Source organism: Streptomyces sp. ADMS, assembly GCF_033441795.1.
In the GTDB taxonomy this organism is placed as follows: Bacteria; Actinomycetota; Actinomycetes; order Streptomycetales; family Streptomycetaceae; genus Streptomyces.
Map to the genome: position 1 here is coordinate 26,589 of NZ_JAVFVX010000020.1, position 21,999 is coordinate 48,587.

Annotated in this window: 17 protein-coding genes, 1 pseudogene and 1 riboswitch; of the genes and pseudogenes, 16 read left to right on the plus strand and 2 right to left on the minus strand. The window is 69.9% G+C overall.

All coding sequences use genetic code 11. The features are described 5' to 3' along the window. Positions 1-222 precede the first annotated feature (222 nt). Positions 223-3,777: a transcription-repair coupling factor gene (gene mfd / locus RB628_RS11790; RefSeq protein ID WP_318320301.1), complete on the plus strand. Its 3,555-nt coding sequence runs from the start codon at positions 223-225 to the stop codon at positions 3,775-3,777. A 100-nt stretch (positions 3,778-3,877) separates the two neighbouring features. On the opposite strand, the gene RB628_RS11795 is transcribed toward mfd, so the two are convergent. Beyond that, positions 3,878-4,066 carry an antitoxin gene (locus RB628_RS11795; RefSeq protein WP_318320302.1) on the minus strand — a complete coding sequence of 63 codons (189 nt, stop codon included), beginning with the start codon at positions 4,064-4,066 and terminating at the stop codon, positions 3,878-3,880. Between the two features lie 178 nt (positions 4,067-4,244). Here RB628_RS11795 and RB628_RS11800 point away from each other — a divergent pair, with 178 nt between their 5' ends. From RB628_RS11800 to RB628_RS11860, 14 genes and pseudogenes are all read left to right on the plus strand, one after another. Beyond that, positions 4,245-4,985 (plus strand): HNH endonuclease family protein, encoded by a 741-nt coding sequence (locus RB628_RS11800; protein WP_318320303.1) that lies wholly within the window; start codon positions 4,245-4,247, stop codon positions 4,983-4,985. Positions 4,986-5,355: 370 nt separating this feature from the next. Beyond that, complete coding sequence (locus RB628_RS11805) at positions 5,356-5,985, plus strand: hypothetical protein (protein WP_318320304.1); 630 nt, start codon at positions 5,356-5,358, stop codon at positions 5,983-5,985. Between the two features lie 38 nt (positions 5,986-6,023). Further along, complete coding sequence (locus RB628_RS11810; protein WP_318320362.1) at positions 6,024-7,505, plus strand: serine/threonine-protein kinase; 1,482 nt, start codon at positions 6,024-6,026, stop codon at positions 7,503-7,505. A 72-nt stretch (positions 7,506-7,577) separates the two neighbouring features. Next, positions 7,578-7,690: pseudogene (locus tag RB628_RS42575) on the plus strand (peptidoglycan-binding protein); the annotation flags it as partial. Positions 7,691-7,882: 192 nt separating this feature from the next. Further along, the gene (locus RB628_RS11815; protein ID WP_318320305.1) at positions 7,883-8,545 is read left to right on the plus strand and encodes a SurA N-terminal domain-containing protein; all 663 of its coding nucleotides are present in this window, start codon (positions 7,883-7,885) and stop codon (positions 8,543-8,545) included. 111 nt (positions 8,546-8,656) lie between these two features. Next, positions 8,657-9,673 (plus strand): nucleoside triphosphate pyrophosphohydrolase, encoded by a 1,017-nt coding sequence (locus RB628_RS11820; protein WP_318320306.1) that lies wholly within the window; start codon positions 8,657-8,659, stop codon positions 9,671-9,673. A 652-nt stretch (positions 9,674-10,325) separates the two neighbouring features. Continuing rightward, positions 10,326-11,606 carry a cytochrome P450 family protein gene (locus RB628_RS11825; RefSeq protein ID WP_412180643.1) on the plus strand — a complete coding sequence of 427 codons (1,281 nt, stop codon included), beginning with the start codon at positions 10,326-10,328 and terminating at the stop codon, positions 11,604-11,606. Between the two features lie 163 nt (positions 11,607-11,769). Further along, positions 11,770-12,693 (plus strand): transglycosylase family protein, encoded by a 924-nt coding sequence (locus RB628_RS11830; protein WP_412180640.1) that lies wholly within the window; start codon positions 11,770-11,772, stop codon positions 12,691-12,693. Positions 12,694-12,876: 183 nt separating this feature from the next. Further along, a riboswitch (cyclic di-AMP (ydaO/yuaA leader) is annotated at positions 12,877-13,049 on the plus strand. Positions 13,050-13,052: 3 nt separating this feature from the next. Next, a complete protein-coding gene (locus RB628_RS11835; protein ID WP_318320309.1) occupies positions 13,053-13,754 on the plus strand; it encodes a transglycosylase family protein in 702 nt (233 codons plus the stop codon). Positions 13,755-14,102: 348 nt separating this feature from the next. After that, positions 14,103-15,389, plus strand: coding sequence for a phosphopyruvate hydratase (gene eno, locus RB628_RS11840; protein WP_318320310.1), 1,287 nt, complete (start codon positions 14,103-14,105; stop codon positions 15,387-15,389). A 177-nt stretch (positions 15,390-15,566) separates the two neighbouring features. After that, positions 15,567-16,040, plus strand: a complete 474-nt coding sequence (locus RB628_RS11845) for a septum formation initiator family protein (protein ID WP_318320311.1) — start codon at positions 15,567-15,569, stop codon at positions 16,038-16,040. 28 nt (positions 16,041-16,068) lie between these two features. Then, complete coding sequence (locus tag RB628_RS11850) at positions 16,069-16,701, plus strand: DUF501 domain-containing protein (RefSeq protein ID WP_318320312.1); 633 nt, start codon at positions 16,069-16,071, stop codon at positions 16,699-16,701. Next, positions 16,698-17,663 (plus strand): Ppx/GppA phosphatase family protein, encoded by a 966-nt coding sequence (locus tag RB628_RS11855; protein ID WP_318320313.1) that lies wholly within the window; start codon positions 16,698-16,700, stop codon positions 17,661-17,663. The genes RB628_RS11850 and RB628_RS11855 overlap by 4 nt, the downstream gene beginning before the upstream one ends. Before the next feature lie 385 nt (positions 17,664-18,048). Beyond that, positions 18,049-19,437, plus strand: a complete 1,389-nt coding sequence (locus tag RB628_RS11860) for an NAD(P)/FAD-dependent oxidoreductase (RefSeq protein WP_318320314.1) — start codon at positions 18,049-18,051, stop codon at positions 19,435-19,437. A gap of 365 nt (positions 19,438-19,802) precedes the next feature. Here the strand turns inward: RB628_RS11860 and RB628_RS11865 are convergent, their stop codons facing one another. Next, entirely contained in the window at positions 19,803-20,069 is a 267-nt protein-coding gene (locus tag RB628_RS11865; protein WP_318320315.1) for a hypothetical protein, read from the minus strand. A gap of 591 nt (positions 20,070-20,660) precedes the next feature. Between RB628_RS11865 and RB628_RS11870 the strand changes: the two genes are divergently transcribed. Further along, on the plus strand, positions 20,661-21,959 hold the full coding sequence (locus RB628_RS11870; protein ID WP_318320316.1) for a class I SAM-dependent methyltransferase: 1,299 nt from the start codon (positions 20,661-20,663) through the stop codon (positions 21,957-21,959). Positions 21,960-21,999: the final 40 nt, after the last annotated feature.

The window sequence follows — 21,999 nt, forward strand, 5'->3', positions numbered from 1 at the left end:
ACGGGCTGGTCTCTCAGCCCGTCCGGCGTTTGCGGAGCGGGGTCTGGGGCGGAGCCCCAGAAGGATGGGACGGGCAGGGGCCCCGGGGGCGAAGAAACCCCCCGGGGTGCACGTTGTCCACAGGCGCCGCGCTCGCCGACGCGGCGTCGTACGCTGGACACCCCCCGGCCCGTCACACGTGTCGGGCCCTTCGCGTTGCCCACCCCTGACGAAAGCCCCCTCATGAGCCTGTACGGTCTGCTCGACGTCGTCGTCAAGGACGCTGCCCTCGCCGAAGCGATCAAGGCCGCCGGCGACGGCAACCGTATGCACGTCGACCTGGTCGGACCCCCCGCCGCACGCCCCTTCGCCGTGGCCGCGCTGGCCCGCGAGGCCGGGCGCCCGGTGCTGGCCGTGACCGCGACCGGGCGTGAGGCCGAGGATCTCGCCGCCGCCCTGAGATCGCTGCTGCCGCCGGACACGGTCGCCGAGTACCCGGCCTGGGAGACCCTCCCGCACGAACGCCTCTCGCCCCGCAGCGACACCGTCGGCCGCCGCCTCGCCGTACTGCGCCGCCTGACCCACCCCAGCACCGACGATCCGGAGACCGGCCCGGTCTCGGTCGTCGTGGCCCCCGTACGTTCCGTACTGCAGCCGCAGGTCAAGGGGCTCGGCGAGCTGGAGCCGGTCGCGCTGCGCACCGGTCGGACCGCCGATCTCAACTCGGTCGTCGAGGCGCTGGCCGCCGCCGCGTACTCCCGCGTCGAGCTGGTCGAGAAGCGCGGCGAGTTCGCCGTACGCGGCGGCATCCTCGACGTGTTCCCGCCCACCGAGGAGCACCCCCTGCGGGTGGAGTTCTGGGGCGACGACATCGAGGAGATCCGCTACTTCAAGGTCGCCGACCAGCGCTCCCTGGAAGTCGCCGAGCACGGGCTGTGGGCGCCGCCCTGCCGCGAGCTGCTGCTCACGGACCAGGTGCGGGAGCGGGCCGCGGCTCTCGCCGAGGCACATCCTGAGCTGGGGGAGCTGCTCGGCAAGATCGCGGAGGGGATCGCGGTGGAGGGCATGGAGTCCCTCGCCCCCGTTCTCGTCGACGACATGGAGCTGCTGCTCGACGTCCTGCCCAAGGGCTCCATGGCCGTCGTGTGCGACCCGGAGCGGGTGCGGACGCGGGCCGCCGACCTGGTGGCGACCAGCCAGGAGTTCCTGCAGGCGTCCTGGGCGGCCACCGCGGGCGGCGGCGAGGCGCCCATCGATGTCGGCGCGGCCTCCCTGTGGTCCATCGCCGATGTCCGGGAGCGGGCGCGTGAGCTGGACATGATGTGGTGGTCGGTGTCGCCGTTCGCCGCCGACGAGGAGCTGACGGACTCATTCGCCGCCGACGCGGCGGGGGACACGCTCAAGCTGGGCATGCACGCGCCCGAGACCTACCGCGGGGACACCGCGAAGGCGCTCGCCGACACCAAGGGCTGGCTCGCGGACGGCTGGCGCACGGTGTTCGTCACCGAGGCGCACGGCCCGGCGGCCCGTACGGTCGAGGTGCTCGGCGGGGAGGGCATCGCGGCCCGCCTCGACGCCGACCTGACCGCGCTGAGCCCCTCCGTCGTGCATGTGGCGTGCGGCTCGATCGACTTCGGGTTCGTCGACACGAAGCTGAAGCTCGCCGTGCTGACCGAGACCGACCTCACCGGGCAGAAGGCCGCCGGCAAGGACGGCGCCCGTATGCCCGCCCGGCGCCGCAAGACCATCGACCCGCTGACCCTCGAAACCGGCGACTACATCGTGCACGAGCAGCACGGTGTCGGCCGGTACGTCGAGATGGTCCAGCGGACCGTTCAGGGCGCCACCCGCGAGTACCTGGTCGTGGAGTACGCGCCCGCCAAGCGCGGCCAGCCCGGTGACCGCCTCTACATCCCCACCGACCAGCTGGAACAGATCACCAAGTACGTCGGCGGCGAGGCTCCCACCCTGCACCGCCTCGGCGGCGCCGACTGGACGAAGACGAAGGCGCGCGCCAAGAAGGCCGTCAAGGAGATCGCCGCCGACCTCATCAAGCTGTACAGCGCCCGCATGGCGGCCCCCGGCCACGCCTTCGGGCCCGACACGCCCTGGCAGCGCGAGCTGGAGGACGCCTTCCCGTACACGGAGACGCCCGACCAGCTGACCACGATCGCCGAAGTCAAGGACGACATGGAGAAGACGGTCCCGATGGACCGCCTGATCTGCGGCGACGTCGGCTACGGCAAGACGGAGATCGCCGTCCGCGCCGCTTTCAAGGCCGTCCAGGACGGCAAGCAGGTCGCCGTCCTCGTCCCCACAACTCTCCTCGTGCAGCAGCACTTTGGCACCTTCGGTGAGCGCTACTCCCAATTCCCGGTCAACGTACGGGCGTTGAGCCGCTTCCAGACGGAAACCGAGGCGAAGGCCACCCTGGAGGGCCTGCGCGAGGGCTCGGTGGACGTCGTCATCGGCACCCACCGCCTTTTCTCCGCCGAGACGAAGTTCAAGGACCTCGGGCTCGTCATCGTCGACGAGGAACAGCGGTTCGGCGTCGAGCACAAGGAGCAGCTGAAGAAGCTGCGCGCCAACGTCGACGTGCTGACCATGTCCGCGACGCCCATCCCCCGTACGCTCGAGATGGCGGTCACCGGCATCCGCGAGATGTCGACGATCACCACCCCGCCGGAGGAACGCCACCCGGTGCTGACCTTCGTCGGCCCGTACGAGGAGAAGCAGATCGGCGCCGCGATCCGCCGTGAACTCCTGCGCGAGGGGCAGGTGTTCTACATTCACAACCGCGTCGAGTCCATCGACCGGGCGACGGCACGGCTCCGGGAGATCGTCCCCGAGGCTCGGATCGCGACCGCCCACGGCCAGATGTCCGAGCAGGCGCTGGAGCAGGTCGTCGTCGACTTCTGGGAGAAGCGCTACGACGTCCTCGTATCGACGACGATCGTCGAGTCCGGCATCGACATCTCCAACGCCAACACGCTCATCGTGGAACGCGGCGACAACTTCGGCCTGTCCCAACTCCACCAGCTGCGCGGGCGGGTGGGGCGAGGCAGGGAGCGCGGGTACGCGTACTTCCTGTACCCCCCGGAGAAGCCCCTGACCGAGACCGCCCACGAACGGCTCGCGACCATCGCCCAGCACACCGAGATGGGCGCGGGCATGTACGTCGCCATGAAGGACCTGGAGATCCGCGGCGCCGGAAACCTCCTCGGTGGCGAACAGTCCGGTCACATCGCGGGCGTCGGCTTCGACCTGTACGTACGGATGGTCGGCGAGGCGGTCGCCGACTACCGGGCCTCACTGGAGGGCGGGGTGGAGGAGGAGCAGCCGCTGGAGGTCAAGGTCGAGCTCCCCGTCGACGCCCACGTCCCGCACGACTACGCCCCCGGCGAGCGCCTGCGCCTCGCGGCCTACCGTGCCATCGCCTCCGCGAACACGGAGGCCGACATCAAGGCCGTACGGGAGGAACTCGTCGACCGCTACGGCAAGTTGCCCGAGCCGGTCGAGAACCTGCTGCTCGTGGCGGGGCTGCGGATGCTCGCGCGGGCCTGCGGGGTCGGCGACATCGTCCTTCAGGGCACCAACATCCGTTTCGCCCCGGTGGAGTTGCGGGAGTCGCAGGAGCTGCGGCTCAAGCGCCTGTACCCGGGGACGGTCATCAAGCCGGCCGCGCACCAGATCCTCGTACCGCGCCCCAAGACGGCGAAGGTGGGCGGAAAGCCTGTGGTCGGGCGGGAGTTGCTGGGCTGGACCGGGGAGTTCCTGGCCTCGATCCTGGGGTCGTGAGCGGCCCCGGAGGTAGCACGTAGTCAAGAGGAAGCCGTCCACGGCAGGTTGGCATCCGTGGACGGCTTCCGTTCTCGCTGGGTCTTCGGGGCCTCCGGGGCTATGGCTGTTCGGGCCGGTCGCGATCACGATCCATGCCCATCGCGCCCTCGGCTCTCCGCTGCGCGTCGTCGACCTGGCTCGTGTACTTGTCGCCCGTCTTCTGGTTGGTCTTCTTTTCCGCGCTGTCGGAGGCGTTCCGTCCCGCCTTGCCGCGCATCTGCTCCCTGATCCTGTCGAAGATGCTCACCCCGGGCTCCTTCCGGAGGTGAGTCAGCACCGGCCATACGCCCGGTATGCGAAATACACCCCTTGAGTGCCGGTGGGCGCCCCTGTGGCCGGGAAGGCCCGGCCGCTAGCCTGGCGACCAGGGAGAACAGGTCGAACAGCGGAATTCCGTCCGCAGGGAAGCAGGGGAGGGGCGCAACGTGGTGCGTGTGAGGGGTGGGGGCGTTGGCGCCGCCGTACTCGTGGTGGTGTTCGGTGTCGGCGGGTGCAGTGGCGAGACCCTGGGGTCCGCCGGGCCCGAGGAGTCCGCGAGCGGTACGGCCGGCGGGGGAGGCGGGGGCGCGGCGCTCGCCGCTGTCGACTCGCTGACCGTGAAGGGGCGGGCACCCAAGACGGGGTACGACCGGGACCGGTTCGGCAGTGCGTGGGCGGACACCGACTCGAACAAGTGTGGGACGCGCGACGACATCCTCAAACGCGACCTGGTCGACGTGAAGTTCAGCAGCGGGAAGTGCAAGGTGACCTCGGGGGAACTCGATCCGGACCCCTACAGCGGCAAGGACGTGACGTTCACACGGGGCCGCAGCGAGGTGGACATAGACCACATCGTCGCGCTCTCGGACGCCTGGCAGAAGGGTGCCAAGTACTGGGACGCCAGCAAGCGCATAGCGTTCGCCAACGACCCGCTCAACCTCCGCGCCGTGGACGCGAGCACCAACCGCAGCAAGGGCGACGGCGACACGGCTACCTGGCTGCCGCCGAACAAGGGTTACCGCTGCGCGTATGTCGCCAACCAGGTCGCCGTGAAGAAGAAGTACGAACTGTGGGTCACGGAGGCGGAGAAGGCCGCGATGAAGAAGGTGCTGTCGGGGTGCGGCGGGCAGGAACTGCCGACGGGTGGCAGTCCGACGGAGGCGCCCGCGCGGTTCCACGCGAGCTGATTTCGGGGGCCAGGGGGTGGTGAACCGGCGTTGCCGCGGGCGTCTGCCGGGGGCTGCCGCCCCCGGCCTTCGGCTCCCCCCGGCCCCGGCTGGTACCGGTGCGGTGCGACCTGGAGCACGGGTACGGGGTCTACGTGGAGCCCAACGTGCGGATGCGGCACGCCCTTTGACGTGTGGGGGCCGCTGTCCGCCCAGCGCGTCCAGGTCGAGGACCTCGCCGGTGGGCCTCCGGGCCGCGACAATCAGCACGACAACGGTTCGGTACAACCCGGGACCCGTTGTCCGTGTCGGCCTATACGCTCGAACCCCGACATCGAACCTGTCACTCGTACGTCCGTCCCCGTCGGCATCATCCGGTCCAGGAGCAGTCATGTACGGCCCCGGCGCGCCGCCGCCCACCCGCAGCGCGGGCACCGTCATCACCCTGCGCGTGCTGATCGCCGCCGCCGGGTTCCTCTCGTGCGGCCTCTTCGCGTGCCTGCCGCTGTTCCGCGTCGCCTTCCTGCGCGGCCGGTGGTTCAACTGGACGGCGGCCTGGGTGAGCATGCCGCTGTCCATCGCGTGTTTCGCGGTGGTCGGCACGGTGGCGGAGAACAACGTCAAAGGCGACATCGCCCTCGCCGTCGTGATGCTGCTGGGCGCCCTGGCCAGCACGTACTTCCTGGTCGTGGACATACGGCCAACCAACCGACAGGGCCAGTACGCCGGTTACGCGCCGGCCCAGGCCACGACCGTTCCCCTCGGGTACGGCTACCCGCCTCCGTCCCCGTACGCGAACACGCAGGCCGGGCCGCGGCCCCCCATGCCCCACACGCCGACACCCCAGCCACCCGTCTCCCACAGCCCCGTACCGCCTCCGCCGCAGCGCCCCGCGCCCGCCCGTATCGACCAGGTGCGCGCCGAACTCGACGAGCTCAGCGACTACCTGCGCAAGCACGACAGCAACGGCAACGGCAACGGCGACGGCAACCACAACGGCAACAACGGGGGCGGACGGTGAGCGTGGGCACGGGACGCGTCATCGCCGAACGGTACGAACTGTCCACGCTCATCGGGCAGGGCGGCATGGGCCAGGTGTGGACGGCGTACGACCAGCGGCTCGACCGGCGCGTCGCGGTCAAACTGCTGCGCCCGGACAAGGTCGCCGGTCAGGAGGCCGACGAGCTGCGCCGCCGCTTCGTACGCGAGTGCCGGGTGACCGCGCAGGTCGACCACCCCGGCCTGGTCACGGTCCACGACGCGGGCAGCGATGACGAGGAACTGTTCCTCGTCATGCAGTACGTCGACGGCGCCGACCTCTCCGACCACCTCGCCGAACACGACCCCTACCCCTGGCAGTGGGCGGTCGCGGTGGCCGCGCAACTGTGCGCCGTGCTGAGCGCCGTGCACGCCGTGCCGATCGTCCATCGCGACCTCAAGCCGCGCAACGTGATGGTGAAGCAGGACGGCACGGTCACCGTCCTCGACCTGGGCGTCGCCTCGGTCATGGACACGGACACGACCCGCCTCACCCACACCGGTTCGCCCATCGGCTCGCCCGCCTACATGGCCCCCGAGCAGGCGATGGGCGGCGCGGTCGGCCCGTACACGGACCTGTACGCACTCGGCGTACTGCTCCACGAACTCCTCAGCGGCGACGTGCCGTTCTCCGGCTCGACGGCCCTCGGGGTGCTGCACCGGCACCTGTACGAGCCGCCGCTGCCCGTGCGCCGGCTGAGACCCGAGGTGCCCGAGTCGCTGGAAGCGCTCGTCCTTCGGCTGCTCGCCAAGGACCCGCAGCACCGGCCCGCCTCCGCGCAGGAGGTGTACGAGCACCTGGCACTCCTCCTCCCGGAGCGCGGTATGCCCACCGGAGCGCCCCTCGACCCAACCCGCCCCTTCCTGCGCCCGCACGCCCCCTGGCCGGACCGCGCCCGCACCCCCGCGCCCCAGCCGACAGCCGCCCCGGCGGCCGAGCGACCCGACGTCGCCGGAGCCGTCGACGAGGTCAAACGCCTCCTCGGTGAAGGCCGGATCACCCAGGCAGTCGACATCCTCGGCGCGATTGTGCCTGTCGCCGCCGAACAGCACGGCGAGCACTCCCCGGTCGTCCGCACCCTGCGCAAGCAGTACGCGGCCACCCTCATGGACGACGGCCAGTACCGCCGCGCCCTGCCCGAACTGCGCCGCCTCGCCGACGAACGCGCCGCCGAGGCAGGCCAGACCGACCCTCAGTCGCTGCGCTTCCGCTACGAGGCCGCCCAGTGCCTCGAACAGCTCGGCGAAGCGGCGGCGGCCCTCGCCGAGTACCGTGCCCTGTTGCCGTACTACGAGAACCAGTACGTCGCCGGTGACCCCGAACTCTCCCTCGACGTCCGCCGCCGCATCGGCCACCTCCTCCTCGCCCTCGGCGACCGCACCGCCGCCGGCGACACCCTCGTCCGCCTCCTCCACGACGTGGACCGCCTGCGCGGCCCCGGGCATCCCCTGGCGGCGGAGGTCCGGCGGACACTGGAGTGGCTGGGACAGGTGCGCGGCTAGGTTTCACGGTGACGTGAAACGTACGCGCCTTCGACAGGGCGGCGCCGCACGCCAAGGCGTACCGCACCGGCCTCTGCGGCCCACCAGTACACGGCCAACAGCAAGGAGAAGCGCAGAAGCGCGGCGGTTGCACGATCACCGTGGACCGTGACGCGTGGGACGCGCCGGTGGTGATCACGGGCTGAGGCGGCCAGGACGGGCGGCGGTGCCCGAAGTCCAGGTGAATCGTTGGTCGAATGGCTTGGCCAGAGCCCGGCCACTGCCTAACATCGATCACCGCAAGACCTTGTGCGCCCACCCGTCGCCCGACCACCACCCCTCAACGAGGCGCTGCGCGCCGCACCTGCTGGTCTGCACAAACTCCTCAGGAGGACTCCTTGCACCGCCGTCGTCGTACCGCGCTCTTCCTCTCCGCCGCGATCGTCGCCGCGGCCCCCCTCCTCACCGCCTGCGGAAACGACGCGCATCCCGGCGCGGCGGCCGTCGTCGGCGGGCAGCGGATCACGGTCTCGCAGCTGGAGAGCAGGGTGAACGAGGTACGCGCGGCGCAGCGGGCGGCCACCCCGGACCAGGCCCAGTACGCGCAGGTCGTCGCCAGAACCGGCAGCCTCACCCGGGACACTCTGCACACCATGGTCCTCGACCGTGTCCTGAACCAGGCCGCGGAGAACGCGGGTGTGACCGTGACCCGCAAGGACGTCCAGGATCTGCGCACCGCCCTGGAAGAGCAGGCGGGCAGCGCGAAGGCGCTGGAGGACGCCTGGCTCCAGCAGTACGGCGTCGCTCCGGCCCGCCTCGGCGACAGCCTGCACACCGAGATCGTGGCCCAGAAACTGGCCGCCGCCCTGGGCGCCGACATGAACACGCCGGACGGCCAGACCACCTTCTGGAAAGCGATGTCCGAGGCCTCCAAGACCCTCGACGTCGACCTCAACCCGCGCTACGGCAGCTGGGACGTCCAGAAGAGCAGCCGCGTCGACGCGAAGACGCCCTGGGTACGGGAGATCACGCAGGCGGAGACCCCTCAGGAGCCGGCGTAACGGTTGTCCGTACGGGTGTACGGGTGCGGGTGTACGGGCGCCGTGCGTCTGCGTGCGCCTGACCTGTGGACAACCGAGGGGGTCGTCGGTGGCGTGGGTTACGTTCGGAGGGTGAACGCAACCAGCGGCTTCGAGACCGCCCCGGAGACGGATGAGACCGACCCCGGTCGTGTCGTCCTGCTCACCACCAGCCACCGTGTCGCGCCCGGCCTGCTGTCCTGGCCCGCCTGGCAGGTGCTGCACGCGGCCGACCGGGTGCTGTGCGCGGACGGTGCGCATCCGCAGCTGCCGTATATGCGCGAGGCCGGCATATCGGTCGAGGAGACCGCGCCGACCGCCGGGGAACTGGTCGACGCCTGTGCCGGCGGCCGGACGGTCGTCGTCGCGACGACGGGCGAGGGCGACCCGGCCCTGACGGACGGCCTGGCACGCCTCGCGGGCTCGGGCCGTGTACGGATGCCGGAACTGGAACTGCTCCCCGCCTCCTACGACCTCCCCGGCGCCCGCCTCCTGGACCTCGTCCAGGTCATGGACCGCATCCGCCTGGAGTGCCCCTGGTCGTCCAGACAGACCCACAAGGGCCTGGCGAAGTACGGCATCGAGGAGGCGTACGAACTCGTCGAGGCGATCGAGGAGGGCGACCGGGACGAACTTCGCGAGGAACTGGGGGACGTCCTGCTCCAGGTCGTCTTCCACGCGCGCATCGCCGAGGAGGGCAGCGAGGAGGAGGGTACGGCGCCGTTCTCGATCGACGACGTGGCGGCGGGCATCGTCACCAAGCTGATCCACCGCCACCCGCACGTCTTCGGCGACGAGACGGCGTCCACACCGGAGGACGTCAAGGAGCACTGGCTGCGCACCAAGGCCCAGGAGAAGCGCAGGACCTCGGTGACGGAGGGCATCCCCCTCGGTCAGCCCGCCCTGGCCCTCGCGGCGAAACTGGCGTCCCGGGTACACACGGCGGGGTTTGACGTTCCGCTGCCGCAGGGTGAGGGGGTCGGATACGAGCTGCTGGAGATGGCGGTACGGGCGGAGGCGGAGGGCGTGGACCCGGAGGCGGCGCTGCGGGTTGCCGCGCGGGCTTATCGGGATGCGGTGCGGGTGAGGGAAGGGGCGACGGAGGGGTGACGGTGCGCTGACCGCTCCAGGGCTCAGTACCGTTGTCGCAGTGCGGTGTTGAGGCGTGGGGGCGGGCGTGGAACAGAAGCTGGACCACCCCGCGGCCGAGGGCGCCAGGGTGCTGGGAGGCGGCCCATCCGCTGGGGGGGGACATGTCTCTCGGGAGAGGTGACTGCAGCCGCGCGGAAGGCTGCTGTTTCGCTGCGGAACGGCGGGGATACGCGGACTCGCCAGGGGCATGGGTGCGTTGCTGCTCCCGCAGAGCGAGGGCGAGCCGGCCAGAGTCCGGCTGGACCGAGCGGCAGCCTCGGGTGACGAGGGAGCCGCCCTGTTGGCCTCCGCCGAAGGCGCTCCGGAGCGCGCCGAGCAGTACTTCCCGGACTCCAGCAATTGCCCGTTGGGCAGCACGCACAATGGCGTCGTGCAGGAGACATCGGGATGCGCGGACGAGGCCCGCGCAGTACCAGAAGGGCTACAAGTCCGGCGATTCCCATGGCGCCCACCGTCTTGCCGCCCTCCTCGAAACCAGAGGCAAGCCCGAAGAAGCCAAGGCCTGGTTCCCCAAAGCCTCCGACATGGGTCACCCCGGTGCCAGGAAGGCCCTCGGTGAGAGGTCCGAGGCGCCCGATACCTTCACCGGGTGACCAACCAGCCCCCGTCCATGCCCCCGGCCCCCGAACTCTTCACCTGGGAGTTCGCGACGGACCCGTACCCCGCCTACGCCTGGCTCCGTGAGCACGCTCCCGTGCGCCGGACGAAACTCCCCAGCGGGGTCGAAGCCTGGTTGGTCACCCGGTACGGCGATGCCAAGCAGGCCCTCGCCGACCCTCGGCTCTCCAAGAATCCCGCCCATCACGACGAGCCCGCGCACGCCAAGGGCAAGACCGGTATCCCCGGTGAGCGCAAGGCCGAGCTGATGACGCATCTGCTCAACATCGATCCGCCGGACCACACCAGGCTCCGTCGACTCGTCGCCAAGGCGTTCACTCCGCGCCGGGTCGCCGAGTTCGCGCCCCGGGTCCAGGAACTCACCGACGACCTCATCGACAGGTTCGCGGCGCGCGGCTCCGCCGACCTCATCCACGAGTTCGCGTTCCCGCTGCCCATCTACGCGATCTGCGACCTGCTGGGCGTACCCCGCGAGGACCAGGACGACTTCCGGGACTGGGCCGGGATGATGATCCGTCACGGGGGAGGGCCCCGGGGTGGGGTTGCCCGGTCCGTGAAGAAGATGCGGGGCTATCTCGCCGAGCTGATCCACCGCAAGCGCGAGGCGCTTTCCGACGTACCCGAACCCGGTGAGGACCTCATCTCCGGGCTCATCCGCGCCTCGGACGAGGGTGAGCACCTCACCGAGAACGAGGCCGCCGCCATGGCTTTCATCCTACTATTCGCTGGTTTTGAGACAACCGTGAACTTGATCGGCAATGGCGTCCATGCCCTCCTGGCCCACCCCGAGCAGCGCGCCCGCCTCCAAGCCTCCCTCGCCGCCGGCGACTCCTCCCTCCTCGAAACCGGCGTCGAGGAACTCCTCCGCTATGACGGCCCCGTCGAGCTGGCCACCTGGCGCTTCGCCACCCGGCCGCTCAGCATCGGCGGGCAGGACATCGCGGCCGGCGATCCCGTCCTCGTCGTACTCGCCGCCGCCGACCGGGACCCGGCGCGGTTCCCCGACCCCGACATCCTCGACCTCGGCCGCCGGGACAATCAGCACCTCGGGTACGGCCACGGCATCCACTACTGCCTCGGGGCCCCGCTCGCCCGACTGGAGGGGCGGAGTGCGCTGGCCACCCTCCTCACCCGTCTCCCCGACCTGCAACTCGGCGCGGACCCCGCCGAGTTGAGATGGCGCGGCGGGCTCATCATGCGTGGACTGCGCACCCTGCCCGTCGAGTTCACGCCGGTTCGCGAATCCGGGCATACCTCGGCATTGGCGCCGTAGAAGATCACGAGAAGGTGACACACCCTCAACAGCGTGATCTTCACGTGATCTGCGCGGCATTAACTTGTGACAACTGATCGTCTGCCGATACGTTCGAGCACTAGTGCGACGCCCTCGCAGCATCCGTCGCACCAGCCCCCGCTGTCTCGCGAAAGGCAACCGCATGCTCTCCGGGAACGGTCGTCACCGTCGCCCCCGTCAGGCCCCGGCTCTGCTTGTCGCAGCCGGCGTGACCGGCTCCGCCATTGCCATCCCGCTGCTCGGCGCGACCGGCGCGAGCGCGGCCAGCGGTACCACGTGGGACAGGGTCGCGGAGTGTGAGAGCGCCACCTCCTGGAGTGCCAACACCGGCAACGGGTTCTACGGCGGGCTCCAGCTCACCCAGGCCGACTGGGAGAGGTACGGCGGTCTCACCTACGCCCCGAGCGCCGACCAGGCCAGCCGTTCGCAGCAGATCGCCGTCGCCGAGAACATCCTCGCCGACCAGGGTGCCGGGGCCTGGGAGGCCTGCGCGCTGCTGTCCGGGCTCGGCAAGGACACCAGTTCGGCCGACGTCGACACCGGTGTGGCCGAGGGAGACGCCTCGGGCGCGGCCTCGGAGTCGGACGCGGACTCTTCTTCCTCGTCCTCTTCCTCGTCGACTTCGACGGCGGCCTCTCCCACGCCCTCGGCGTCTCCCTCCACGGACTCCTCGGTCTCGACCAAGGCCTCGGAGTCCTCGCCCTCCCCCTCGCAGTCCGTCGCGGCGACGACCGACTCCGCCGAGTCGGCCGCCTCGCCGTCCCCCGCTTCCTCGTCACTCGATGTGGACAACTCGCAGGAAAGTGACAGTTCGCCCACGGAGTCGGTAAGTGGTGCAGAAGTGGGTAGCTCTGGGCAGAGTGCGGGAATTGGGGTGGGTGGTGAGGCTGAGGGCTCGTACACCGTCCGTGCCGGCGACACCCTCTGGAGCATCGCCGACTCCCTTGGTCTCGCGGGCGGATGGTCCGAGCTCTACACCGAGAACGAGCGCTCCCTCGGTGCGGACCCGAACCTCATCCTCCCCGGTCAGACCCTTGCTGTCGGTGATGAACCCGGGCAAAGGTAACCGGAGTTCACGTCACGCTTCGTGCTGAATGTCCGTTATAAATGCAGTGAGAGATAGGTCTCAGAAGCCCTGATCGTCTTTGTATTTCAGGGGATCACCTGTTTACGGTCGAGATCGCTCGCCATCGCGGGCCCCGCCGGTCGTAACGCCGAATCCTGCCAACGGCCGTACGGGAACAGTCGTCGCTATCAAGCGCCGTAGGCAGGAGCGGGGGACCCAAGGTAAGTGCCGCACCGGGGCAGTTGACCGGAGTGGCTTGGGGTGAAGCCGTACGCAGCCCGAGAGGGACGTACGGCCGGGCAACTCAACCGGCCCGAATCCGACAGCTCACCTCGCAGGCGTCGGTGAGGGGATCACGCATGCTGTTTTCCGGCAAGGGCAAGCACCGCCGTCCGTCCAAGGCCAGTCGCGCCGTCGCCATCGCCGGTGTCACCGGCGCCGCGGTCGCCGCTCCGCTGCTGGCGGTCGGCTCCGCCTCCGCCGCCACCTCCGCCGAGTGGGACACGGTCGCCCAGTGCGAGTCCGGCGGCAACTGGTCCATCAACACCGGCAACGGCTACTACGGCGGTCTGCAGTTCTCCGCCTCGACCTGGGCCGCGTACGGCGGCACGGCGTACGCCTCCACCGCCGACCAGGCCTCCAAGTCCGCGCAGATAGCCGTCGCCGAGAAGGTCCTCGCGGGCCAGGGCAAGGGTGCCTGGCCGACCTGCGGCGTGGGCCTGTCCGGCGCCGCCTACGACGGCGGCAGCAGCTCGGACACCGGCTCCGGTACGAGCGACAGCGGCTCCAGCGGCTCCGGCGAGGCCACTACCCGCTCCTCCGACCAGCAGGCCTCCCGTTCGCAGGAGCGGCCGGCCGCGAAGAAGACCGTCACCACCCCGACCGGCAAGAAGGTCGAGAAGGGCGACGGTGAGTACAAGGTCGTCACCGGCGACACCCTCAGTGAGATCGCCGAGGCGCACGACGTCAAGGGCGGCTGGGAGAAGCTCTTCCAGCTGAACAAGGACATCATCGACGACGCCGACTTCATCTACCCGGGCCAGCAGCTGCACCTCGGCTGACCCCGGTCACCGGCGGGCCGGAGCATCCCCCAGTTCTCGGCCGGCCCGAAGGTGAACCACAGGGCCCTCACATCCGTGCCCTCCATAGTGAAGGCCTCGTGAGGGTCACCCCCGTCCCCCACGGGCTCCCCGCTCCGGTGCGTGTTCCCCCGTACGCACCGGAGCGGGGCTTTTTGTTCCCTGGGGGAACAATGTTTACCCTCGCTTCCGTCCATGTTCCGTCCATGGGGTGGTCGGACGGCTGGCCGATGTCCCGGAGCCGGTTAGGCTCATCATCGCGGAGCCGCCGCGGCCCCGTACTCGCGAGGCCACGCAGCCCCGCGTACCCGCGTCACATCCCAGAAGGAGATGCTCGTGCCGTCCATCGACGTCGTCGTAGCCCGGGAAATCCTCGACTCGCGAGGCAACCCCACCGTCGAGGTCGAGGTCGGCCTCGACGACGGCAGCACCGGTCGTGCCGCCGTTCCGTCCGGCGCCTCCACCGGAGCCTTCGAGGCCATCGAACTGCGGGACGGTGACCCCAACCGCTACCTCGGCAAGGGTGTCGAGAAGGCCGTCCTCGCCGTCATCGAGCAGATCGGCCCGGAGCTCGTCGGCTACGACGCCACCGAGCAGCGCCTGATCGACCAGGCCATGTTCGACCTGGACGCCACCGACAACAAGGCCTCGCTCGGCGCCAACGCCATCCTCGGCGTCTCCCTCGCCGTCGCGCACGCCGCCTCCGAGGCCAGCGACCTCCCCCTCTTCCGCTACCTGGGCGGCCCGAACGCGCACCTGCTGCCCGTTCCGATGATGAACATCCTGAACGGCGGCTCGCACGCCGACTCCAACGTGGACATCCAGGAGTTCATGATCGCCCCCATCGGCGCGGAGTCCTTCTCCGAGGCCCTGCGCTGGGGCGCCGAGATCTACCACACCCTCAAGAAGGTGCTGAAGACCAAGGGCCTGTCCACCGGTCTCGGCGACGAGGGCGGCTTCGCCCCGAACCTGGAGTCCAACCGCGCCGCGCTCGACCTCATCATCGAGGCCATCAAGCAGGCCGGTTACGTCCCCGGCGAGCAGATCGGGCTCGCGCTCGACGTCGCCGCGTCCGAGTTCTACAAGGACGGCAAGTACGAGTTCGAGGGCAAGTCCCGCACGGCCGCCGAGATGACCGAGTACTACGAGGAGCTCGTCTCCGCGTACCCGCTCGTCTCCATCGAGGACCCGCTGTACGAGGACGACTGGGCCGGCTGGAAGACCATCACCGACAGGCTGGGCGACAAGGTCCAGATCGTCGGCGACGACCTCTTCGTCACCAACCCGGAGCGTCTGGCCCGCGGCATCGAGGAGGGTTCGGCCAACGCCCTGCTCGTCAAGGTCAACCAGATCGGCTCGCTGACCGAGACCCTGGACGCCGTCGAGCTGGCCCAGCGCAACGGCTTCAAGTGCATGATGTCCCACCGCTCCGGCGAGACCGAGGACGTCACCATCGCCGACCTCGCCGTCGCCGTGAACTGCGGCCAGATCAAGACCGGCGCCCCGGCCCGCTCGGACCGCGTCGCCAAGTACAACCAGCTCCTGCGCATCGAGGAGATCCTCGACGACGCGGCGGTGTACGCCGGTCGCTCGGCCTTCCCGCGCTTCAAGGGCTGAGCCTTTCCCGACGTCCGCTCTGCGGGCCACGGACACAGCAAGGGCTGAGCCTGACCCCAACCAGGGGTATGGCATAGCCAGTCGTACGTACGTCCCCGTACCCGGTCCCGTACCGTGTGCGGGGACGTACGCACGTGCGCAGGGGTACAGCAGGCGCAGACGCTCGGGAGGCGGGACATGTCCGTGAAGGACCGGGACCGGTTCTCCACCGCGACCAGGATCAAGCTGCTCGGCGAGCAGACGGCGGCCCGCGTCTATCGTTCCCAGACCAGGCGTCAGGCCCGCCGCTCTCGCCTGACCGGCCGGGCGGCCCTGCTCGCTCTGGTCCTCTGCTCGCTGATCGTGGCTCTTGCCTACCCGATAAGGCAGTACGTCTCCCAGCGCGCCGACATCGCCGACATGGAACGCGAACGCGACCAGGCCACCCGGCGGGTCGAGCAACTCCGCGACCTGAAGGCACGCTGGCAGGACGACGCGTACGCGGAGCAGCAGATCCGGCAGCGGCTGCACTATGTGATGCCGGGCGAGACCGGGTACATCGTCATCGACCCGGACGCGGCGAAGCAGTCGCGCGCCGACCTGGGCGCGGCCGACCGCCCCTGGTACGCGAACGTCTGGGACGGCGTGGACAAGGCCGACGCCGCCGAATAGTGAAGTGAACGGAACAGAGAAGACAGGTATGGACACGCCCCCGCCTCCCACCCCGCGCACCGAGCCGACCGACGCGGACGTCGAGGCCTTCCAGCAGCAACTGGGCCGCCCGCCGCGCGGGCTGCGCGCCATCGCGCACCGCTGTCCCTGCGGGCAGCCGGACGTCGTGGAGACGGCTCCGCGGCTGCCGGACGGCACGCCCTTCCCCACGACGTACTACCTGACGTGCCCGCGCGCCGCCTCGGCGATCGGCACGCTGGAGGCGAACGGCGTGATGAAGGAGATGACGGAACGCCTGTCGACGGACCCGGAACTGGCCGCCGCCTACCGGGCCGCGCACGACGACTACATCGCGCGCCGTGACGCGATCGAGGTCCTGGAGGGTTTCCCGAGCGCGGGGGGCATGCCGGACCGCGTGAAGTGCCTGCACGTCCTCGTGGGCCACTCGCTGGCCGCCGGCCCCGGGGTGAACCCGCTGGGCGACGAGGCGATCGCGATGCTGCCCGAGTGGTGGGCGAAGGGGCCCTGCGTGATGCGCTCGACGCCTCCGGAGGGGGAGGGCTGGGAGGTGGACGCGGGCGAGTCCGGCTACTTCGCGTTCAAGCGAGTGGAGCCCGAGGAGCCGGCGGACTCGGCGGAGTCCGGGGAGGGCGCCAGGTGACCCGCGTCGCCGCTGTCGACTGCGGTACGAACTCGATCCGCCTCCTCGTCGCCGACGCCGACCCGGAGACGGGCGAACTCGTCGACCTGGACCGGCGGATGACCATCGTCCGCCTCGGTCAGGGCGTCGACCGTACGGGGCGGCTGGCCCCCGAGGCGCTGGAGCGGACCTTCGCGGCCTGCCGTGAGTACGCCGCCGTCATCAAGGAGCACGGCGCCGAGCGGCTGCGCTTCGTGGCGACCTCCGCCTCCCGGGACGCGGAGAACCGGGACGAGTTCGTGCGCGGGGTGCTGGACATCCTGGGTGTCGAGCCCGAGGTGATCTCGGGTGAGCAGGAGGCCGAGTTCTCCTTCACCGGCGCCACCAGGGAGCTGGCGGGGCGCGACGACCTCGCCAAGCCCTACCTCGTCGTGGACATCGGCGGCGGCTCGACCGAGTTCGTGGTCGGGGACGACCATGTGCGCGGGGCACGGTCCGTGGACATCGGGTGCGTGCGGATGACCGAGCGGCACCTGGTGCGGGACGGGGCGGTCGTGGACCCGCCGGGGGACGAGCAGATCGCCGCCGTCCGGGCCGACATCGAGGCCGCGCTCGACCTGGCCGGCGAGACGGTTCCGCTGGGTGAGGCGCGCACGCTGGTGGGGCTCGCCGGGTCCGTCACGACGGTGTCGGCGATCGCCCAGAACCTGCCCGCGTACGACACCGAGGCCATCCACCACTCCCGGGTCTCCTACGACCGCGTCCGCGAGATCACCGAAACCCTTCTCCGGTCCACGCACGCCGAGCGTGCGGCGATTCCGTCCATGCACCCGGGGCGCGTCGACGTGATCGGTGCGGGGGCCCTCGTACTGCTCTCGATCATGGAGCGGATCGGGGCGACGGAGGTCGTGGTGAGTGAGCACGACATCCTTGACGGCATTGCCTGGTCGGTCGCTCAACCCTCGGCTGAGCAGGCCGGATAACGTATGAGCGCACTTGAGGGGCTGTTTACGGCTCCCCGATGACGCCCTCCCGGGAAACTTCGTGAAGTTCTTCACAAGGAATTCGGTCCTGTTGGGCGACGAACATGGTCCGGAGGGCCCTTTCGGTGGCTCACCTGGGGTGGGAGTGTGCTCGGGGGAGCGTTTCGGCGGTGTTTCCCGGGGGTGTGGCCGAGGGCTGGTCCAGTCACTCCGGCGGCCTGGAAGGGCAGTTCACGCGGCATTGACATCGGGGCGTACTGCCCGCTGGTTCCTCTCGCGGGGCATGGCCTCCGGCAAGCGGGCCGCGCAGTGTAGCAGAGGTGCCGCATAAGCTTGTGAAGGGGCGCACGAGCGACCCCCCTGGAGCGGGTGGATACTCGATGGCATGAGCACCACGGAGCGTCCCAGGATCCTCGTAGTAGGCGGTGGGTACGTAGGCCTGTACGCAGCTCGGCGCATTCTCAAGAAGATGCGCTACGGCGAGGCGACCGTCACGGTCGTCGACCCCCGGTCGTACATGACCTACCAGCCCTTCCTCCCCGAAACCGCCGCCGGCAGCATCTCGCCGCGCCACGTCGTCGTCCCGCTGCGACGTGTGCTGCCCAAGGCGGAAGTTCTCACCGGTCGGGTCACCAGCATCGACCAGGACCGCAAGGTCGCCTCGATCGCCCCCCTCGTGGGTGAGGCGTACGAGCTGCCTTTCGACTATCTCGTCATCGCCATGGGCGCGGTCTCCCGCACCTTCCCGATCCCCGGCCTCGCCGAACAGGGCATCGGTATGAAGGGCATCGAGGAGGCCATCGGCCTGCGGAACCACGTCCTGGAGCAGCTGGACAAGGCTGACTCCACGACCGACGAGGAGATCCGCCGCAAGGCGCTCACCTTCGTGTTCGTCGGCGGTGGCTTCGCGGGTGCGGAGACCATCGGCGAGGTCGAGGACATGGCGCGGGACGCGGCGAAGTACTACGCCAGCGTGTCCCGCGAGGACATGCGGTTCATTCTCGTCGACGCCGCCGACAAGATCCTTCCCGAGGTCGGCCCGAAGCTGGGCCAGTACGGCAAGGAGCACCTGGAGAGCCGCGGGGTCGAGATCTATCTTTCGACGTCGATGGACTCGTGCGTGGACGGCCACGTCGTTCTGAAGAACGGGCTGGAGGTCGACTCCAGCACGATCGTGTGGACCGCGGGCGTCAAGCCCAACCCGGTCCTCTCGCGGTTCGGGCTGCCGCTGGGTCCGCGCGGTCACGTGGACGCGCAGCCGACGCTCCAGGTCACGGGTACGGACTACATCTGGGCCGCGGGCGACAACGCCCAGGTGCCGGACGTGGCCGCCCGCAAGGCCGGCGTGGAGAACGCCTGGTGCCCGCCGAACGCGCAGCACGCGCTGCGGCAGGCGAAGGTGCTCGGCGACAACGTGGTCTCCGGTATGCGGGGCTTCCCGCAGAAGGAGTACGCGCACTCCAACAAGGGCGCTGTCGCGGGCCTCGGCCTGCACAAGGGCGTCGCGATGATCGTCATGGGCAAGATCAGGATCAAGCTCAAGGGCCGGCTGGCGTGGTACATGCACCGCGGCTACCACGGTCTGGCGATGCCGACGTGGAACCGGAAGATCCGGGTGTTCGCGGACTGGACGCTGGCGATGTTCCTGAAGCGTGAGGTTGTGGCGCTGGGGGCGCTGGAGACTCCTCGTGAGGAGTTCTACGAGGCTGCGAAGCCGGCGCCGGTCGCTGCCGCGAAGAAGGCGGAGGAGAAGACAGAGGCCAAGGCCTCCTGACCTCCTTGGCTTCCTTGGCCGCCGGTCACTGATCCACCCCCTGAAGGGGCTGCTCGCCATCCGTGGTGCGGGCGGCCCTTTGGGTTTCCGCCCCGGCCGCCTTCCTGCCCGTCCCGTCCCTGGGGGCTGCGCCCTCGGTGTGCCGGTCACGGCTCCGCCGTGGCGCCCTCACCCACGACGCCCAAGGCGGCACCTCGACCTTGGCCCGTTCCCGCCACGCCTCTGTCCGCGCCCTGGAGCGATACACCCGCCCCGACTCGCCGCGGTCGCCCGACACGTCGCAGAGCGCGACCCAGCCGCACGTCTCTGGACGTGACACCGCCTCGCTTGCGGCTGGTGACAGCGTTGACCCCGGCTGGGGAGGGCTATCGCTCAAGGATTTGATGCAACTGCTGCATCGTCCTCACGAAGGTCTTTACGGCGACGGCCGACCCTACGGCGATGCCCAGCACCACGGCGTTCTGGGGTTCCACAAGAAACTCCATCCCGATGCCAACGGTCACCCCGGCCGCCGCTCCGCCGAGTCCCGCGGAAGCAGCCGAGCCGATCATGATCACCAGCCACCGCAGAGGCAGACGGTTCTCGGCGGGGGTGTTTCCGTTCCCGCCAGGGTCGTCTGTGCTTACGCTCATGTTGTCGATCCTCTTCCTCGTGTCAGAACTGGAAGTCGGCGATATGAACGTCCCCCGACGTGGACGCCATCCTGACCATGACCGATGAGGAGATTCTCGGGTGTGCTGGCATCGGTGCAGTGAACTCGACGACGCCATGAGCGCTCACCGAGTCGGACGCGATGAGCGTGCACACTCACCAGACCCTGTCCGAGGATTCGTGGCTGCCCTGCTTCGGGTGCCGAACCGACGGCAGGTGGTGACTCAGTGATGTCTCACCGCGCTCGCTGAGGTCTGGTCCGGCCCCTTCCGCGATGCGTCGCGGAAGGGGCCGTTGCCGACCGCACGCAGGACGTTTACCTCAGGCTGGATAGTGCCGGACGGCGCTTGAGGGGTAGTCGTAACGGGTGCGTGGGTGGAAGAGGCGGCCTGGGCGGCGCAGGCCTCTGCAGTGGGTGCCGGGCGCGCTGGACGGGCCCCGGCCTGGGCTGAAGCCGCGTTGAAATTGAGCTTTGCTCAGTTGTGATCGGTATGGGGGACTGCGAGTCCGGCGCGTTGGTGTTTTCGTGGGTGTTGGACATTCCCGGTGATGTCGTAACGGAGGTGTGCGCCATGCCCGAAGCCGCGTCGCGGCTGCAGAGCTTCGCCGAACAGTTGCTGGGGGAACCGCTCCCGATGCGCATCCGCGCCTGGGACGGTTCGCAGGCCGGGCCGCCCGGCGCCCCCGCACTGGTCGTCCGTAATCGCCGCGCCCTGCGCCGGCTGCTGTGGAAACCCGGCGAACTGGGGCTCGCCCGGGCCTTCGTCGCCGGTGACCTGGACATCGAGGGGGACTTCTACGCCGCCCTCGATCTGCTGTCCGGGCCGCTCTGGGAGCGCGGGGAGGACGCCCGGACCCTCTCCGATGCGCTGCGCGAACCCGGGGTGCGGGCGGCGGTGCGCGGGCTGGTGATGATGGCCGGGCCCCCCGTCCCTCCCACTCCGCCCCGCGAAGAGGTCCCCCGCAGGCGCCGCCGCCTCCACACCAGGCGCACCGACAGACGCGCCGTCAGCCACCACTACGACGTCGGCAACGACTTCTACGAGCTCGTCCTCGGCCCGTCCATGGTGTACTCCTGCGCCTACTGGGAAAACCCTGACGGCACCACCACCCTTGAGGACGCCCAGCGCGACAAGCTCGAACTCGTCTGCCGCAAGCTCGCCCTGACGCCGGGCCGACGTCTCCTCGACGTCGGCTGCGGCTGGGGCTCACTCGCCATCCATGCCGCCCGCGAGCACGGCGTACACGTCGTCGGGGTCACCCTCTCGCAGGAGCAGGCCGTGTACGCCCGTAAGCGCGTCGCCGACCAGGGGCTCACGGACCGGGTCGAGATCCGCGTACAGGACTACCGGGATGTCACCGACGGGCCCTTCGACGCCGTCTCCTCCGTGGGGATGGCCGAGCATGTGGGGAGCGAGCAGTATCTGACGTACGCGCGTTATCTGTACGCCCTGCTCAAGCCGGGCGGCCGGCTCCTCAACCACCAGATCGCCCGCCGGCCGCACACGGACGAGTCCGCGTACAGCCTCGACGGGTTCATCGACGCGTACGTCTTTCCGGACGGCGAACTCGCGCCCGTCGGCACCACGGTCACCCAGCTCGAACGGGCCGGGTTCGAGGTGCGTGACGTCGAGTCGATCCGGGAGCACTACGCGCTGACCCTGCGTCAGTGGGTGGCTGGTCTGGAGGCCGGCTGGGCGCGGGCCCAGCAGCTCACCAGCCCGGGGCGCGCCCGTGTCTGGCGGCTGTACATGGCCGCCTCCGCCCTCGCCTTCGAGCACAACCGGATCGGCGTCAACCAGGTTCTCGCCGTGCGGACCGCCGGGTCGGGGAACTCCGGGCTGCCGTTGCGGTCCCGTACCTGGAACTGAGCACACGCACCGGGGCCCGCTCCACACACACCGGAAGCGG

What these genes read in the sequence shown, in the direction of transcription:
- mfd (WP_318320301.1), top strand. Translation starts at nt 223, where the DNA reads ATGAGCCTGTACGGTCTGCTCGACGTCGTCGTCAAGGACGCTGCCCTC.
- RB628_RS11805 (WP_318320304.1), top strand. Translation starts at nt 5,356, where the DNA reads ATGTACGGCCCCGGCGCGCCGCCGCCCACCCGCAGCGCGGGCACCGTC.
- RB628_RS11825 (WP_412180643.1), top strand. Translation starts at nt 10,326, where the DNA reads ATGCCCCCGGCCCCCGAACTCTTCACCTGGGAGTTCGCGACGGACCCG.
- RB628_RS11830 (WP_412180640.1), top strand. Translation starts at nt 11,770, where the DNA reads ATGCTCTCCGGGAACGGTCGTCACCGTCGCCCCCGTCAGGCCCCGGCT.
- RB628_RS11835 (WP_318320309.1), top strand. Translation starts at nt 13,053, where the DNA reads ATGCTGTTTTCCGGCAAGGGCAAGCACCGCCGTCCGTCCAAGGCCAGT.
- eno (WP_318320310.1), top strand. Translation starts at nt 14,103, where the DNA reads ATGCTCGTGCCGTCCATCGACGTCGTCGTAGCCCGGGAAATCCTCGAC.
- RB628_RS11845 (WP_318320311.1), top strand. Translation starts at nt 15,567, where the DNA reads ATGTCCGTGAAGGACCGGGACCGGTTCTCCACCGCGACCAGGATCAAG.
- RB628_RS11850 (WP_318320312.1), top strand. Translation starts at nt 16,069, where the DNA reads ATGGACACGCCCCCGCCTCCCACCCCGCGCACCGAGCCGACCGACGCG.
- RB628_RS11860 (WP_318320314.1), top strand. Translation starts at nt 18,049, where the DNA reads ATGAGCACCACGGAGCGTCCCAGGATCCTCGTAGTAGGCGGTGGGTAC.
- RB628_RS11865 (WP_318320315.1), bottom strand. Translation starts at nt 20,069, where the DNA reads ATGAGCGTAAGCACAGACGACCCTGGCGGGAACGGAAACACCCCCGCC.
- RB628_RS11870 (WP_318320316.1), top strand. Translation starts at nt 20,661, where the DNA reads ATGCCCGAAGCCGCGTCGCGGCTGCAGAGCTTCGCCGAACAGTTGCTG.